This window comes from Streptomyces sp. JLBG701 (assembly GCF_058544905.1).
Window position 1 is genome coordinate 2,426,561 of sequence record NZ_CM178588.1, and the last position, 15,495, is coordinate 2,442,055.

11 protein-coding genes and 1 tRNA gene are annotated in these 15,495 nt (G+C 71.4%); 6 read left to right on the forward strand and 6 right to left on the reverse strand.

What is annotated here, in order from left to right:
• Positions 1-128: 128 nt before the first annotated feature.
• Entirely contained in the window at positions 129-1,112 is a 984-nt protein-coding gene (locus tag AC5DRG_RS11135; protein ID WP_491809848.1) for an aldo/keto reductase, read from the forward strand.
• Positions 1,109-3,298, forward strand: a complete 2,190-nt coding sequence (locus tag AC5DRG_RS11140) for a helix-hairpin-helix domain-containing protein (protein ID WP_491809849.1) — start codon at positions 1,109-1,111, stop codon at positions 3,296-3,298. Before AC5DRG_RS11135 ends, AC5DRG_RS11140 begins: the two co-directional genes overlap by 4 nt.
• A 94-nt stretch (positions 3,299-3,392) precedes the next feature.
• Here AC5DRG_RS11140 and AC5DRG_RS11145 read toward each other — a convergent pair whose 3' ends face one another.
• Positions 3,393-4,130, reverse strand: coding sequence for a hypothetical protein (locus AC5DRG_RS11145; RefSeq protein WP_491809850.1), 738 nt, complete (start codon positions 4,128-4,130; stop codon positions 3,393-3,395).
• A 47-nt stretch (positions 4,131-4,177) separates the two neighbouring features.
• Between AC5DRG_RS11145 and AC5DRG_RS11150 the strand changes: the two genes are divergently transcribed.
• A complete protein-coding gene (locus AC5DRG_RS11150) occupies positions 4,178-4,366 on the forward strand; it encodes a DUF5703 family protein (RefSeq protein ID WP_005485166.1) in 189 nt (62 codons plus the stop codon).
• 111 nt (positions 4,367-4,477) lie between these two features.
• Here the strand turns inward: AC5DRG_RS11150 and AC5DRG_RS11155 are convergent, their stop codons facing one another.
• From AC5DRG_RS11155 to AC5DRG_RS11165, 3 genes are all read right to left on the reverse strand, one after another.
• Positions 4,478-5,269, reverse strand: coding sequence for a chaplin (locus tag AC5DRG_RS11155; RefSeq protein ID WP_491809851.1), 792 nt, complete (start codon positions 5,267-5,269; stop codon positions 4,478-4,480).
• A gap of 114 nt (positions 5,270-5,383) precedes the next feature.
• Positions 5,384-5,617, reverse strand: a complete 234-nt coding sequence (chpH, locus tag AC5DRG_RS11160) for a chaplin ChpH (RefSeq protein WP_491809852.1) — start codon at positions 5,615-5,617, stop codon at positions 5,384-5,386.
• Between the two features lie 145 nt (positions 5,618-5,762).
• Positions 5,763-7,088 carry a M20/M25/M40 family metallo-hydrolase gene (locus tag AC5DRG_RS11165; RefSeq protein WP_491809853.1) on the reverse strand — a complete coding sequence of 442 codons (1,326 nt, stop codon included), beginning with the start codon at positions 7,086-7,088 and terminating at the stop codon, positions 5,763-5,765.
• Positions 7,089-7,286: 198 nt separating this feature from the next.
• Between AC5DRG_RS11165 and AC5DRG_RS11170 the strand changes: the two genes are divergently transcribed.
• The 3 genes from AC5DRG_RS11170 (at position 7,287) to AC5DRG_RS11180 (ending at position 12,987) form a co-directional block, all read left to right on the forward strand.
• Positions 7,287-7,371, forward strand: a tRNA-Leu gene (locus AC5DRG_RS11170).
• A 277-nt stretch (positions 7,372-7,648) separates the two neighbouring features.
• On the forward strand, positions 7,649-11,518 hold the full coding sequence (locus tag AC5DRG_RS11175; RefSeq protein WP_491809854.1) for a Pls/PosA family non-ribosomal peptide synthetase: 3,870 nt from the start codon (positions 7,649-7,651) through the stop codon (positions 11,516-11,518).
• Between the two features lie 89 nt (positions 11,519-11,607).
• On the forward strand, positions 11,608-12,987 hold the full coding sequence (locus AC5DRG_RS11180) for a M1 family metallopeptidase (protein WP_491809855.1): 1,380 nt from the start codon (positions 11,608-11,610) through the stop codon (positions 12,985-12,987).
• A 6-nt stretch (positions 12,988-12,993) separates the two neighbouring features.
• Here the strand turns inward: AC5DRG_RS11180 and AC5DRG_RS11185 are convergent, their stop codons facing one another.
• Positions 12,994-13,875: a peptidoglycan-binding protein gene (locus AC5DRG_RS11185; protein ID WP_491809856.1), complete on the reverse strand. Its 882-nt coding sequence runs from the start codon at positions 13,873-13,875 to the stop codon at positions 12,994-12,996.
• Positions 13,875-15,440 (reverse strand): DUF6519 domain-containing protein, encoded by a 1,566-nt coding sequence (locus tag AC5DRG_RS11190; protein WP_491809857.1) that lies wholly within the window; start codon positions 15,438-15,440, stop codon positions 13,875-13,877. The genes AC5DRG_RS11185 and AC5DRG_RS11190 overlap by 1 nt, the downstream gene beginning before the upstream one ends.
• Between the last annotated feature and the right edge of the window lie 55 nt (positions 15,441-15,495).

Below are 15,495 nucleotides of genomic sequence, written 5' to 3' on the forward strand. Positions count from 1 at the left end.
GTCCACGATCGACAGCAGAGGTGCGCTCAGCGGGACTGCCGTGCGGTGCCATCGGCCCTGCACATTGGGGAAATCGGTTATCCACAGGCAACCCACGGCACCAGTTCTGGCCAGTAATCTCGGCGTTCATGGAGCAGAGGCATCTCGGCCGTACCGGCCTGCGCGTGTCCCGTATCGGACTCGGCACCCTGACGTGGGGCCGGGACACGGACGAGCACGACGCCGCGGACCAGTTGAAGGTCTTCTGGGAGGCGGGCGGGAGCCTCGTCGACACGGCTGACGTGTACGGCGACGGGGAGGCCGAGTATCTGCTCGGACAGCTCATCGAAGGCCTCGTGCCGCGCCGCGACCTCGTGATCTCGACCAAGGCGGGCAGCGTGCCCGACCCCGACCGCCGCTTCGACGGCTCGCGCGGCCATCTGCTCTCCGCTCTCGACGCCTCGCTGGCCCGGCTCGGCACGGACTACGTCGACCTGTGGCACATCCACGCCTTCGACCCGGAAACCCCGCTGGAGGAGACCCTCCAGGCCCTCGACCTGGCCGTCAGCAGCGGCCGGGCACGCTACGCCGGCGTCTCCAACTTCTGCGGCTGGCAGCTCGCCAAGGCCGCGACCTGGCAGCTCGCGGCGCCTGGCACGCGGACCCGGCTGGCCAGCACGCAGCTGGAGTACTCGCTGCTCCAGCGCGGCGTCGAGCGCGAGGTGCTGCCCGCCGCGCTCGACCTCGGCATAGGCCTGCTGCCCTCCTCCCCGCTGGGCCGCGGGGTCCTGACGGGTAAGTACCGCAACGCCACGCCGGCCGACTCGCGGGGCGCCTCGGAGCACATGGCGCCCTTCGTCGCGCCCTATCTCGACGACACGGCGACGCGCATCGTGGACGCGGTGACCACCGCGGCGGACGGGCTCGCGGTGACCCCGCTCCAGGTGGCCCTCGCCTGGGTGCGCGACCGGCCCGGCGTGGCGGCGCCCATCGTCGGCGCGCGCAACTCGCAGCAGCTCGCGGCGGCACTGTCAGTGGAGGCCCTTAGTCTTCCTGACGAGATCTGCAGGGCTCTCGACGATGTGTCGGCACCCCTGCACCGCTATCCCGATCACGACTGGAGCACGCTGTGAGCACGGAGCCGGAACCCGCCGAGGACGCCGAGGCTGCCGAGGACGCCGAGGACGCCGAGCCGGGTACGCCGGAGGGCGAGGCCCCCGCTGCGGAGGCCGAGGGCACCGCTGCCGCCGACGGCGACGAGGCCGCCGCGGCCAAGCAGTTGTCCGAGGCGGAGGCCGAACTCGCCGCGCAGCGGCTGGAGCGGGAGCGCATCGAGCGGCGGAAGGCCGAGAAGACGGCGCCGATCGCCGCCGGGACCAAGCTCAGTGGAAAGGCCGCGGATCTGCTGGCCGCCGTACGGGCCGTGGAGAGCGGCGACAAGCCCGTGACCGCCGTCTTCAGCGAGCCCGAACCGGCACCGCGCCGCGCGGCGCCGGAAGCCGTGCGCCGGCCGCAGCCGGTGGCCGCCGAGGTCGCCGGCCCCGCCCAGGGCACCGTGGAGGCGGTGCGGGCCGTGCTCGTCGAAGGCGGTGCGCCCGACACGCTCGCGCCGCAGGTGGCCGCCGCCCTCGGTGACGGCGCGGAGGCACAACTGCGTGAGGACCCCTGGCAGTTGCTGCGTGTGACCGGTACGCGACCCGAGCAGGCCGACGGATTCGCGCGTGCCCTGCTCGGCGCGGAGTGCGGCCCGGACGACGAGCGGCGGGGCCGTGCGCTCACCGTCTGGCTCCTGGAGCAGGCGGCGCTGGCCGGGCACACCGCCCTGGAGGCGTCGGCGCTCACCGCCGCGCTGGCCCAGCGGGGCGTGCCCGACCCGGACGCGGCGATGCAGGACGCGCTCGCGGAGGGCGAGGCCCTGGTCTTCCAGGACCCGTTGGAGGAGCCGGGCGTGCCGGTCCAGCGGGCGGACGACGAGACCGACGGGGAGGCGGAGGAGGAGCGTCCGGTCCGTGTGCTCGTCGGTCTGGAGCGGTACGCACTCGCCGAGGAGAGCCTCGCCGACGGACTGGCCCGGCTGATCAACTCGGTGCCGAAGGTGGACGGTTCGGCGGCGGAGTGGGAGTCGGCGGCCGGTGCCGCCCGCGGCTCCACCGCCGAACTGATCAGGGCCGTCGCGGGCCACGGCCTGGTCCTCCACACCGGCGGCTACGCCTCCCTCACCGAACCGGCGGCCCTGCTGCACGCCGCGCGCGAACTCGGGCTGCGCGCCTGGGCCGCCGCCCACAGCCCGGTCGGCCGGGGCCTGTTCGCCGCGGAGCTGGCCAGGTACGACCTGCCCGATGGCCCACCCGAGGGGACCGGTTCCGCTGTCGCCACAGTGGCGGAGCTGTTGTCCGGGGTCGACGGGCCGGGGCGGGACGCGGACGGGGCGCTGGACCTCGATCTGCTCGTCGTGCTCGACGCGCCCCAGCTGGATGTCGAGACGGCGGCTCTGCTGGCCGAGTCGCTGGCCGACGGCACCCGGCTGGTGCTGGCCGGCGATCCGGCGGTGCTGTGGTCCGCGGGGCCCGGGCGGGTCTTCGCGGATCTGCTGGCGGCCCGGATCTGCCCGCAGATCTCCTCCCGTACGCCCGATCTGGGCCCCCTCGGCGAGCTGGTCTCCGGGATCGGCATCGGCGAGCTGAACCAGGTGGAGGCCCCCGGCAAGGAGGTCGTGATCGTGCCGGTGCGGGACGCGGGCGAGGCCGTGCACCGGACCGTGCAGCTCGTCGCGGACTCCGTGCCGCGGGCCATCGGTGTCCCGGCCGAGGAGACGGTCGTGATCACGCCGGGCCACGGCGGGGCGGCCGGCACCCGCGCGCTGAACGTGGCGCTCAAGGAGCGGCTCAACCCCGGTCCGGGCCGCTTCGGCGGTTTCGACCCCGGCGACCGGATCGCCTACTCCCCCGGCGCCGGCCGTACGCTGCCGGGCCAGGTGGTGAAGGCCGACGCCGACGGGCTGCACTTGTCGTGCTCGGGCGCCCCCGTCGTCGTAGCGAAGGAGCAGGTTGAGCAGTCGGTGCGGCACGGGTGGGCGCTGACCGCGCACCAGGCCGTCGGCGGCAGATGGCGTGCGGCGGTCGTGGTGCTGCCCGGTGACGCCGCGCAGGCCCTCAGCCGGCCGTGGGTCTACACGGCGTTCGGCCGGGCGGACCGCCACCTCTCTGTCGTGCACGGCGTGGACCAGGCACTGCCGCGAGCCGTGACGGAGATCCCGGCCAGGCCGCGCACGACCCGGCTGCCGGTCCTGCTCCGGCCCCAGGTCCCCGCGGCCGGCTGACGGGACACGCGTGGAGCCACAACGACGGCGGCGGTGCCGGAGGGTGATCCTCCGGCACCGCCGCCGATGTCGTCGTTACAGGCGTCGCGTCTGATCAGCGGTTGCGGTCCAGCGGCTCCAGGTCCTCGTCCTCGTCCAGATCCGCGTCCAGGTCCGGATCGAGTTCGTCCTCCAGGTCCCCGGGCGCCTCTTCGAGGTCCTCGTCGACGTCGTCCTCAAGGTCCTCCTCGATGTCGTCGTCGAAGACCGCGCTGACGTCGAAGCGGCAGACCACCTGCTGCGGGTCGATCTGCTCGAACGGCATCTCCAGCCACTCGCCCGGATCGGCCGGTTCGTCCGAGGCCGTCACCCAGAGCGTGGAGTCGCCCTCCTCCAGGCCGAACTCCTTGTGCCGGGAAGCGATCTCGTCCGGTTCGAACTCGCCGAAGAGGATGCCGAGCGCCCCGTGGATCGTGCCGGAGGACTCCGCGCCCAGGCCCTCGTCGTCCGCCGCCTCGACCCGCTGCGCCTGCGCCAGCAGCCGCTGCGGCTCCACCACCGCGTAGTCGCGGCGGATCAGCACGCTCAGGGCGTTCGGCTCCTCGGGGCCGGTGTACGGAAGGGCGTCCTCCGTGCCGGGGATCTCGAAAGGTGTGACCTCGTCATAGCGGTCGTAGAGCAGCTCGTCGTACGCCTCCGCGGCCGCGGCCAGCTGGTTGAACGCCTCGTAGACGGCCGGGTCGTCCTCCCCCGACCGGCGTTCGACCGCCGCAAGGTGGCGGTCGAGCGCGGTCTTGACCGCCTCGGCGGCGGCGCGTACCTCGGCAGCGGTGGGCTGCGCAGCATCAGACATAGTGCAGACGCTATCCGTACAGGGCCTCTGCCCGCACAATAGATGCGATGCCGGAATACGAATTTGTCGACGTGTACGTACCGCGCGGGGTCTCCCGCAAGGACGCCACACGACTGCTGACGGACCATGCCGAGTACGGACACTGGGAGTTGGACCGCCTGAGCCTGCTGCGCGACGGCAGCCGCAGGGTGCGGTTGCGCCGGCGGATCATTCGCCAGGTGCGCGCCACGTGGTGAGCTGAGGCGGCACAAACGGAACGGGCCCCGACAGTGCGGGGCCCGTTCCGTCACGCGCATCACAGGGGAAGATTGTGATGCCCTATCCGGTATGTGCAATATGCACTTTCCCTACGCCAAGGCCCTCGCCTTGCGGTAGAGCACCGCTCCCGCCAGCAGCGCCCCCGCGCCCACCGACAGCGCGGCACCCAGCGGCAGGTCGCCGCCGGTGTGCGCGAGCTGCGCGGTGCCCTGGGGCTGGACGACGGACTCGCCGCCCAGCTGGCCGCTCCGCGAGGAGCCGCCCCGCCTCTCGTCGCCCGACGTGGGCGGCGTGCTCCGGGAGTCGGGGTGACCGGGCATGCCGCGCTCCACCGGGTCGCCCGGCTGCTCGGGGCTGCCGGGCTGCTCGGGGCTGCCGGGCTGCTCGGGGCTGCCGGGCTGGCCCGGCTTCCCGGGCGGGGTGGTTTGACCGTCGCCCGGAGGCGTGGTGCGGTCCCCGCTACCGGATCCACCGCCGTTGGCGCAGTCGTTGCCCGCGGCCGCGTTGCCGACGCCGATGACGTCGACGCTGTTGCCACAGGCGTTGACCGGTACGTCGATCGGCGCCTGGACGTGGTTGCCCGAGCCGACGCCCGGGGAGTCACTGGTGTGTCCCGCGGCGCGCGCCCCTTCTCCGGCGTCGTGGTTGACGCACATGTTGCCCATCGCCGGGTTGAGGATGCCGACGACGTTCACGGTGTTGCCGCAGACGTTGACCGGCACGTGCACCGGCGCCTGCACCGTGTTGCCCGACAGCACGCCGGGCGAGTTCGAACTGGAGCCGCTCGCGGCGGAGTCGGCGTGGGCGTAGCCGCCCGTGGCGGCGATCACGCCGGTCGCGGCCGCCATGGTCATCAAGCCCTTGCGGGTGACCTGTCGCATTGCTGAATTCCCTTCTTCCCCCCTCGTGTACAAACGCGAAGAGACTGGTCGGCCCCTGAACGCGTGGCGCGCGCTCCGGGGCCGACGGTGTGGACGAACCTCAGAAAGGCAGCGTCACTCGTTGATGCAGGTGTTGCCGAAGGCGGGGTTCAGCAGCCCGATCACGGAGACCGTGTTGCCGCAGACGTTCACCGGGACGTGAACGGGCACCTGGACGACGTTGCCGGAAGCGACACCCGGGGAGTGCGTAGCGGCACCCTGAGCACCGGCGTCGGCGACGGCCAGACCCGCACCCGCGAGAACCAGACCACCAGTGGCAGCCGCAGCAGCGACGACCTTCTTGATCATTATTCCTCCTTGTTGGCAATGCGATCCCAAGTAGCGGATCGCAACACCTGTAACGAGGAGGGAGAAGTAGCGCTACGAGCTTATGGTCGCATTCACCCTTCCCGGGTGATCTCCGTACGCGCGGGCGAATGTCGGCGTCAACGTGTCATGACGCGTCGATGAACCGGTCCAGCACCCGCACTCCGAACTTCAGCCCCTCCACCGGCACCCGCTCGTCGACGCCGTGGAACATGCCCGCGAAGTCCAGCTCCGGCGGCAGCTGGAGCGGCGCGAAGCCGAAGCAACGGATGCCGAGGTCGTCGAAGGACTTGGCGTCGGTGCCGCCGGAGAGCATGTACGGCACGGCCCGCGCGATCGGGTCCTCGGCGCTCAGCGCGCTCTGCATGGCGTCGACGAGGCTGCCGTCGAAGTCGGTCTCCAGCGCCTTGTCCCCGTGCACGTCCTCCCGCTTCACCCGCGGGCCGAGGATGCGGTCGAGGTCGGCGAGGAACTCCTCCTCGTAGCCGGGCAGGAAGCGCCCGTCGACGTGGGCGGTGGCCTGGCCGGGAATGACATTGACCTTGTAGCCGGCGCCGAGCATGGTGGGCGCCGCCGAGTTGCGCAGCGTCGCGCCGACCATCTTGGCGATGCCGCCCAGCTTGGCCAGGGTCTCGTCCATGTTCTCCGGGTCGAGCTCGGTGCCGAGCGCGTCGGAGAGCTCGTCGAGGAAGGACCGTACGGTCTTGGTGACCCGCACCGGCCAGGTGTGGCGGCCGAGCCGGCCGACGGCCTCGCACAGTTCGGTGATGGCGTTGTCGTTGTTGGTCATCGAGCCGTGGCCCGCCGTGCCCTCGACGGTGAGCCGCATCCAGTGCATGCCCTTCTGGGCGGTCTCCACGAGGTAGAGGCGCAGGTTCTCGTTGACGGTGAAGGAGAACCCGCCGACCTCGCCGATCGCCTCGGTCACGCCCTCGAAGAGGTCGGGGTGCTTGTCGACCAGGTGCCGGGCGCCGTACGTGCCGCCGGCCTCCTCGTCGGCGAGGAAGGCGAGGACGATGTCCCGGGGCGGCCTGCGCCCGCTGCGCAGCCGGTCGCGGACGACCGCCAGGGTCATCGCGTCCATGTCCTTCATGTCGACCGCGCCACGCCCCCACACACAGCCGTCCGCGATCTCGCCGGAGAAGGGGTGGTGGGTCCAGTCCTGCGCGTTGGCCGGTACGACATCGGTGTGGCCGTGGATGAGGAGCGCGGGCCGGGAGGGGTCCTCGCCCTGGATCCGGGCCACGGTGGAGGCGCGGCCCTGGTGCGATTCGAAGATCTGCGGATCGAGGCCCACCTCGGCGAGCTTCTCGGCGACGTACTCGGCCGCCTTGCGCTCACCCGGACCCGAGTGGTCGCCGTAGTTGCTGGTGTCGATCCTGATGAGGTCGCGGCAGAGGTCCACGACCTCGTCCTCGCCGGTGACGCCGCTGGTCGTGTCCGTCCCGCTCACGCTGCTTCCTCCCACTGTCACTGCTGGTGGTCCCCCCTCATCCTCCCCCTCGCGCGGGTCCCGCCCAAGACCGGTCCCGTTCCGTCACACCCCGTTCACGCGGGGCCGGGGCGGGAACAGGGGGTGATCGGCCACCCCTCGGAGCCTGGTAATGTTTCCTTCGTCGCCGCGAGGGGAACCCCGCGCGACAGACACCTTGTCCGGGTGGCGGAATGGCAGACGCGCTAGCTTGAGGTGCTAGTGCCCTTTATCGGGCGTGGGGGTTCAAGTCCCCCCTCGGACACACGAGAAGGCGAGGGCCGCGACCACTGGTCGCGGCCCTCGCCGTTGTGTGGGGGAAGTCTCGTCCGGCATGAAGATCACCAGGTCAGCGTCCCTCCACCGGCCTACTCCGAGCCCCTGGACGGCCGCCTGGAGTGGCAGTCGGCAGGGACGGCGCATAGCGTCGTACTAAAATTTCCGGCTTGTTACGGACACCGAGCTGGAGCCGGACAACCCCAGGCAGACCTGCGGACCCGCCAGCGCCCCGGAGGCTTCCGGGATCGAGACGCGAGGACCCGATGGCAGCCATACACGAGAGCAGTGCTCTCGGTTTGCTCGACGAAGAGATCCGCGAGCGATTTGGCGATACGGCACGTTTCTCCGCGGCACCCGCCGCCTCACCCCGCACGCTCGTCGACACCTTCGACGCCTCCGTGCGTTCCTACCCGGACGAGCTCGCCCTCGACGACGGCACGACCCGCCTCACCTACCGTGCCCTCGCGGCCGAGGTGGAGATCCTGCGGCGCCGGTTCGCAGACGCCGGGGTCGGCCTCGGTGACCGGGTCGGTGTCCGTGTCCCCTCGGGCACCAATGACCTCTACGTGGCGATCCTGGCCGTCCTCGCCGCCGGCGCCGCATACGTTCCGGTGGACGCCGAGGACCCGGACGAGCGGGCCGAGCTGGTCTTCGGGGAGGCGGACGTACGGGCCGTCGTCGGCGCCGGGCACGAGTTGACCGTCACCGGCCGCAGCAAGGTCCCCGCCGCACGTCCCGGCATCGGGCACGACGCGTGGATCATCTTCACCTCCGGCTCGACCGGCAAGCCCAAGGGCGTCGCCGTCAGCCACCGCAGCGCCGCCGCCTTCGTGGACGCCGAGGCGGCCCTCTTCCTCACCGACGACCCCATCGGTCCCGGTGACAGGGTCATGGCGGGTCTGTCCGTCGCCTTCGACGCCTCCTGCGAGGAGATGTGGCTGGCCTGGCGCTACGGGGCCTGTCTCGTCCCCGTACCCCGCTCCCAGGTCCGCAGCGGCGCCGATCTCGGCCCCTGGCTGGTCGAGCAGGACATCTCCGTCGTCTCGACCGTGCCGACGCTGGCGGCCCTGTGGGAGCCGGAGACCCTCAACGACGTACGCCTGCTGATCTTCGGCGGCGAGGCCTGTCCGCCCGAGCTGGTGCAGCGGCTGGTCACGGAGGGCCGCGAGGTGTGGAACACCTACGGCCCGACGGAAGCGACCGTGGTGGCCTGTGCGTCGCTGATGACCGGCGAGGAGCCCATCCGCATCGGGTTGCCGCTCAACGGCTGGGAGCTCGCCGTCGTCGACGAGGCCGGCGAGGTCGTCCCCATGGGGGCCAGCGGGCAGCTGGTGATCGGCGGGGTCGGGCTCGCCCGGTATCTCGACGCCGAGAAGGACGCGGAGAAGTACGCGCCGCTGGAGTCACTGGGCTGGGAGCGGGCGTACCGCAGCGGTGACCTGGTGAAGGCGGAGCCTCAGGGGCTGATCTTCCTCGGGCGGGCCGACGAGCAGATCAAGCTCGGCGGGCGCCGTATCGAGCTCGGCGAGGTGGACGCCGCGCTGCAGGCGCTGCCCGGGGTCGCCGGAGCGGCCGCCGCCGTGCGCACCGCCCGCAGCGGCAACCAGCTCCTCGTGGGCTACATCGTCACCCAGGACGGCTGGGACCACGCGGCCGCCGTCGAGAAGCTCCGCGCCGAGCTGCCCGCCGCCCTGGTCCCGCTGCTCGCGCCGGTCGAGGACCTGCCGACCCGCACGTCCGGCAAGGTCGACCGCAATGCCCTCCCGTGGCCTCTGGAGGGCCTGGAGACGGCCGGCAAGGCCGAGCAGCTCTACGGCACCGAGGCCTGGCTCGCCGAGCAGTGGACGGAGATCCTGGGCATCCCGGTCTCCAGTGCCTCCGACGACTTCTTCGCGATCGGCGGCTCCAGCCTGGGCGCCGCCCAGCTGACGACACGGCTGCGCACCCGCTACCCCAGCGCCGCCGTCCTCGACATCTACCAGCAGCCGACGCTGCGCAAGCTGGCCCGCCACCTGGAGGAGTCCTCGCAGGACGACGGGGCGCAGCGCACGATCGCCCCGGTGCCGACGCGCGCCAAGGTGATCCAGCTGCTGGCCCTCGTCCCGCTGTTCTCGCTGCTGGGGCTGCGCTGGCTGGTGCCGCTGGCCGCTCTCGGGAACGTCCTCGGATCGTCGTACTCCTGGCTGCCGAGCGCCCCGTGGTGGCTCGTCGCGGCCGGAGCGGTGCTGCTGTTCAGCCCGCCGGGCCGGCTCGCGATCGGTGCGGGCGGGGCGCGGCTGCTGCTGCGCGGTGTGAAGGCCGGGCGGCATCCGCGCGGTGGCAGTGTGCATCTGCGGCTGTGGACGGCCGAGCGGCTGGCCGAGTACAGCGGCGCGACCTCGCTCACCGGCTCCTGGCTGGAGCGGTACGCGCGGGCCCTGGGCGCCAAGATCGGTCCGGACGTCGATCTGCACTCGCTGCCGCCGGTGACCGGCATGCTCAAGATGGGGCGCGGCGCTGCCGTCGAGTCCGAGGTGGACCTGTCCGGCTGGTGGCTGGACGGCGACCGGCTGGAGATCGGCCACGTCAAGGTGGGCGGGCACGCCGTCGTCGGCACGCGCAGCATGCTCTTCCCGGGTGCCCGCGTGGGTAAGCGCGCCGAGGTGGCGCCCGGCTCGGCCGTCGTCGGCACGGTTCCCACCGGTCAGCGGTGGGCGGGCGCGCCCGCGGTCAAGCTCGGCAAGGCCAAGCGGAACTGGCCCAAGGAGCGCCCGCAGAAGGGCACGTACTGGCGGGCGATGTACGGCATCACCGGCTTCGCGCTCAGTGCCCTGCCCGTGGTGGCCTGTGTGGCCGCGCTGCTGGTGGCGAGCCTGTTCGTCGCGCCGGACGCCGGGCTCGGCGAGGCCCTGAAGGGTGCCGCGCTCGCGCTGGTGCCGGCGACGCTCGCCTTCGGCCTGGCGTACGCCACGATGCTCCTGATCGCCGTACGGCTGCTGAGCCTGGGCCTGCGCGAGGGCACGCACCCGACGCACAGCCGGATCGGCTGGCAGGCCTGGACGGTCACCCAGCTGATGGACCGCTCGCGCGAGACGCTGTTCCCGCTGTACGCCGGGCTGGTCACGCCGGTGTGGCTGCGGCTCCTCGGGATGCGGATCGGCCGGGGTGCCGAGGTGTCGACCGTGCTGGCGCTGCCCAGCCTGACCACCGTCGGCGAGGGCGCCTTCCTGGCCGACGACACGCTGACCGCGCCGTACGAGCTCGGTGGCGGCTGGGTGAGGATCGGGCGCGCGGAGATCGGGCGGCGGGCCTTCCTCGGCAACTCGGGGATGACCGCTCCCGGGCGGAGCGTGCCGGACGGCGGGCTCGTCGGTGTGCTGTCGGCGACGCCGAAGAAGGCGAAGAAGGGCAGCTCGTATCTGGGGCTGCCGCCGGTCAAGCTGCCGCGGAACACCGCGGACAGTGATCAGAGCCGGACGTACGACCCTCCCGCGCGGCTGCTGTGGGCGCGCGGGCTGGTGGAGCTGTGCCGGATCGTGCCGGTGTTCTGCTCGGCGGCGCTGGCCGTGCTGACGGTCGCGGCGCTGAGCGCGCTGGGTGCCTGGGCGCCGCTGCTGGCGGGGCTGGTGCTGCTGGCGACGGGTGCGCTCGCGGGTCTGGTGTCGATCGTGGCGAAGTGGCTGCTCGTGGGGCGGCACCGCAGTGGTGAGCATCCGCTGTGGAGCGGTTTCGTGTGGCGCAACGAGCTCGCGGACACCTTCGTCGAGGTCGTGGCCGTGCCGTGGCTGGCGGGTTCCGTGCCGGGTACGCCGCTGATGACGGCGTGGCTGCGCGGGCTCGGCGCGAAGATCGGCAAGGGCGTCTGGGTCGAGAGCTACTGGCTGCCGGAGACGGATCTGGTGACGCTGGAGGACGCCGCCACCGTCAACCGGGGCTGTGTCCTGCAGACCCACCTCTTCCATGACCGGATCTTGCGGACGGATACTGTGGTCCTCCGTGAGGGCGCGACGCTGGGTCCTGGCGGGATCGTCCTGCCCGGCAGCACGGTCGGGGCCCGCTCCACCCTGGGTCCCGCGTCGCTCGTCATGGCAGCGGAGTCCGTTCCCGACGACAGCCGGTGGCTGGGCAATCCGATCGAGTCATGGCGTTCCTGAAGACGCTGCGCACGGCTCGTTCGGGTTCGGGTGTACAGGACGGGGCACCGGCACTACGTACGAGCACAGCGCAGGGAGCAGACGCAGCAGTGACAGTTCAGCAGTCCGTGGGTGCGGACCCGTATTTCCCCGAAAACGGTGATCCCCGTTATCGGGTGCACCGCTACGAACTCGCGCTGGACTACCGCCCCGGCCCCAACCGGCTCGCGGCGACGGCCCGGATCAACGGCATTGCGGGCCGGTCGCCGCTCGCCGAGTTCCACCTCAACCTGGCCGACTTCAAGATCGGCCGGGTGCGGGTGGACGGCCGCCAGCCGCACTACACGCATCGCGGCGGCCGGCTGCGCATCCGTCCCGCCAAGCCGATCCGGGCCGGGGCCGCGTTCACCGTGGAGGTGCACTGGTCGGGCAATCCCAAGCCGGTGAACAGCCCCTGGGGCGGGATCGGCTGGGAGGAGCTGGAGGACGGGGCGCTGGTGGCCAGCCAGCCGATCGGGGCGCCGTCCTGGTACCCCTGCAACGACCGGCCCGCCGACAAGGCCTCCTACCAGATCTCCGTCACGACGCCCTCGGCGTACTCGGTCGTCGCCGGTGGGCGACTGTTGACCCGCACGACGAAGGCGTCCACGACGACCTGGGTGTACGAGCAGTCCGCGCCCACGTCGAGCTACCTCGTCGGGCTGTCGATCGGGAAGTACCAGACGGTGCTGCTGGGCGATCCGGGGCTTGGCGGTGTGCCGCAGCACGCGCACCTTCCCGCGCATCTGCTGCCCGAGTTCTCTCGGGACTTCGCTCGGCAGCCCGCGATGATGGAGCTGTTCGAGGAGCTTTTCGGGCCCTATCCGTTCGGCGAGTACGCGGTCGTGGTGACCGAGGAGGAGCTCGATGTCCCCGTCGAGGCACAGGGGTTGTCGCTGTTCGGCGCCAACCATGTGGACGGGGCGCGGGGTTCGGAGCGGTTGATCGCGCACGAGCTGGCGCATCAGTGGTTCGGGAACAGTGTCTCCATCGCCGACTGGCGGCACATCTGGCTGAACGAAGGGTTCGCCAAGTACGCGGAGTGGCTGTGGTCTGAGCGGACCGGGGGGCGGACGGCTCAGCAACACGCCGCCACGGCGCACCGGTTGCTCGCCTCGTCCGCCCAAGATCTGCGGATCGCCGATCCTGGGCGGAAGTCGATGTTCGACGACCGGCTGTATGAGCGCGGTGGGCTTACCTTGCATGCGGTTCGCTGCGCGCTGGGCGAGGAGGGGTTCTTTCGGATGCTGCGCGGGTGGGCCGGGTTGCATCGGGGTGGAGCTGTTAGTACGGGTACGTTTACTGCGTATGCCGCGCGCTTTGCTGACCAGCCGTTGGATGATCTCTTTACGGCCTGGCTGCGGAAACCTGCTTTGCCTCCGTTGCCTGAGCAGGACGTTCGGATTCCTGTGCGGCCTATTCATCCACCCAACAATTCAGGTGTTGCGTAGTCTGGGTCAGCTGGTCGGGACTTTTAGTTTGTCCCAGGTCACCTTTCCTGGGATGCCGTCCGCGTCCTTTCCCTTGAAGCCCTGTTTGTGTTGCCAGGCCTGGTAGGACTTGCGGTCTGCTTCTGTCCATTCCGGGCTTGGGCCGGTTTCGTAGCGGTCGCAGCCCTCTGCCACCAGGCGGCGGCCCATTGCCGTGATCAGCGGGGACTTCTGGCCTGTGTGGAAGAAGCGGGCTCCGGGGAAGGGCTCGTACGTCGGCTTGGGTGGGGTGGGGGTCGGCTCCTTGGTGCCGCCCTTGCCGGCGAGGCGTTCGGCTATGCGTTTGCGCATGCCGTCCATGGTGAAGCCTCGTGGGTCCACCTTTCCCGGCTGCCATTCCTTGTGGCCGATCACCGAGCGCTGGGTCCAGCCGTGGTGGCGGCAGATCGCTGCGGCCACCTTTTCTATGGCCTCCTTTTGGACTTCCGGCCATGGGTCTTTGCCGTCGCCCAGGTTGATGCATTCGAAGCCGTAGAAGTGGCGGTTGCCGTCGGTGTCGGCCTCGTTGTCGTGCGGGAGTTTCGACTCGTTGATCACGGCTCGCAGGACGTCGTTGTCGCCCAGACCCGCATGGTTGGCGCGGCCGTTGCCTACGAGGTGGATGTGGCCCTTCTTGTCTATGACGCCGTGGCAGAGGGGGCCGGGCAGACTGGAGTAGCCGTCGTAGCAGATGTCGACGGAGGCGTTGGTGCCGGAGGTGACGGTGTGGTGGATCATGACGCCGTTGACCGGGCCCCAGGGACCCTTCGTGTTGCGGTTGTGGCTGCGCCAGTTGCGGACCTCGTGGACCGTCAGGCCCTCCGCTCGGAGTATCTCCACCAGCTTCGATGCGCTGAGGGGCTTGGCCATTACTTCTCTCCTTCCGCCGTTGCCTCCGCTTCCGCCGTGGTCTGCGACCTCCCGGCGGAGGGGTCGGTCTCCGCCGCCTGCTCCTCCCGGCGGGCCTGGGCCTCGGCGGCGAGCGTCGCCTCGTCCGCGGCCGGGATGCTGCTGGCCAGCGGGCCGAAGGCGAGCCGCAGGTCCACGGTGGTGCCCTCGCCCTTGACCAGGGCCAGCGGGGCGTAGGAGCGGACGATGCCGAAGGGCGGCTGGAGGAGTGGGCGGCGGGCCTGGTCCGTGGGCCATTCCACGCTGCCTGTTGCCGTGCGGGCGGGGATGATCCAGTGGTCGCCGGTCGTGTAGGTGGCGCCCTTGGTGAAGTAGACCTCCACGCCGTCCTCCAGGGGCAGCCACTCCCCCTCCGTGACGGGGACGGCTCCGCCCTTGAGCGCTGTCGTACGGCCCTTGCGCTTGGGGCCCGCGTGGTGGTCCCAGCGGCGCAGGAACGGGTGGAGGTGGGGCAGGCGGCCCACGCCCGGCTCCGGCTCGGCGGAGAGGCGTACGCGACGGCCGGGCAGGTCCAGTTCCTCGACCCGCAGGAGTGGGAGGGGGTCGAGGCGGGAGGCGTACGCCGTGTCCGTGAACTCCACGTGGTCGCCTACGTCCAGGTCCAGCTTGTCGTCGTAGCCGAGGGACGCCAACTGGACCCACGTACCGTCGAGTTCGTCCACCGGGAAGACGACGGAGCCGTTCTCGCGGGACCACTTGAAGGTGGCGTCCTTGGCCTCGCCGCCCGCGTGGACCTCGACCCGGTAGAGCTGGTTCTCCGGGCCTCGGTAACGGGCGTCCGGCTTGACCAGGCAGGGGTCCTCGTCGGCGTGGTCGGGGCGTTCGCTGCGGGCGGCGAGCCTGGCCGTGGGGGTGGACTGCTTCTGCGCCCAGCGGGTGAAGGCGGCGCGGACGACCTCCTTGGACGGCTCGGCGTCCTCGATGTCCAGCTCGGTGAGCGAGAGCGGCAGCACCTGCCATACGACCTTGACGCGGGCGGCGGTGTCGGGGAGGGCCGCGCCGAGCGCGACCTCGCGCAGGGCCGGGTCCTCGGCCGCGGTGACCGAGCGCTCCCACACCTTGAGGTAGACGAGGAAGGGGGATTGCGCGGGCGAGGGCAGGCGGTCGCCCGGCTTCTCCGGGTCGCGGAAGGCGTCGGGCTGATCCCAGTAGGTCCAGTACGCGGGCGGCTGCGCGGCCGGCTCCTGGTCGGCCGCGTTCTCGTCGTCCCTCTCGTCCGGTACGGGGGTGCCGGGGGCCGGGCGGTTCGCGTCGAGCAGGATGCCGTCGACGTAGTAGCGGCCGCCGTGGACGTAGAGGGTGTCGATGTCGTGCTTGCCGCCCACGTACTCGATACGGAAGCCGGCGGCGTCGCGCGGCCCCCCGTGCCGGCCGATCAGGTCGGCGGCGAGGGTACGGGCCTGGTGGAGCTGGATCGCGGCCTGCTCGTTGGCGTCGGCGTCGAGCTGGACGCGGCCCTGCTGGGCGATCACCGCGGAGTAGTGGCGCTCCGGGCGGAAGGTGAGGCGGGAGAGATCAGCGTGCATGGAAGGGGTCCCCCTGGTTCGGGAAGGTGCGGGTTCAGAAGGTCGGCTGGCGAAG

Coding starts and splice junctions, on each gene's coding strand:
- chpH (WP_491809852.1), bottom strand. CDS start 5,617: ATGATCAAGAAGGTCGTCGCTGCTGCGGCTGCCACTGGTGGTCTGGTT.
- AC5DRG_RS11185 (WP_491809856.1), bottom strand. CDS start 13,875: ATGGCCAAGCCCCTCAGCGCATCGAAGCTGGTGGAGATACTCCGAGCG.
- AC5DRG_RS11135 (WP_491809848.1), top strand. CDS start 129: ATGGAGCAGAGGCATCTCGGCCGTACCGGCCTGCGCGTGTCCCGTATC.
- AC5DRG_RS11175 (WP_491809854.1), top strand. CDS start 7,649: ATGGCAGCCATACACGAGAGCAGTGCTCTCGGTTTGCTCGACGAAGAG.
- AC5DRG_RS11155 (WP_491809851.1), bottom strand. CDS start 5,269: ATGCGACAGGTCACCCGCAAGGGCTTGATGACCATGGCGGCCGCGACC.
- AC5DRG_RS11145 (WP_491809850.1), bottom strand. CDS start 4,130: ATGTCTGATGCTGCGCAGCCCACCGCTGCCGAGGTACGCGCCGCCGCC.
- AC5DRG_RS11150 (WP_005485166.1), top strand. CDS start 4,178: ATGCCGGAATACGAATTTGTCGACGTGTACGTACCGCGCGGGGTCTCC.
- AC5DRG_RS11190 (WP_491809857.1), bottom strand. CDS start 15,440: ATGCACGCTGATCTCTCCCGCCTCACCTTCCGCCCGGAGCGCCACTAC.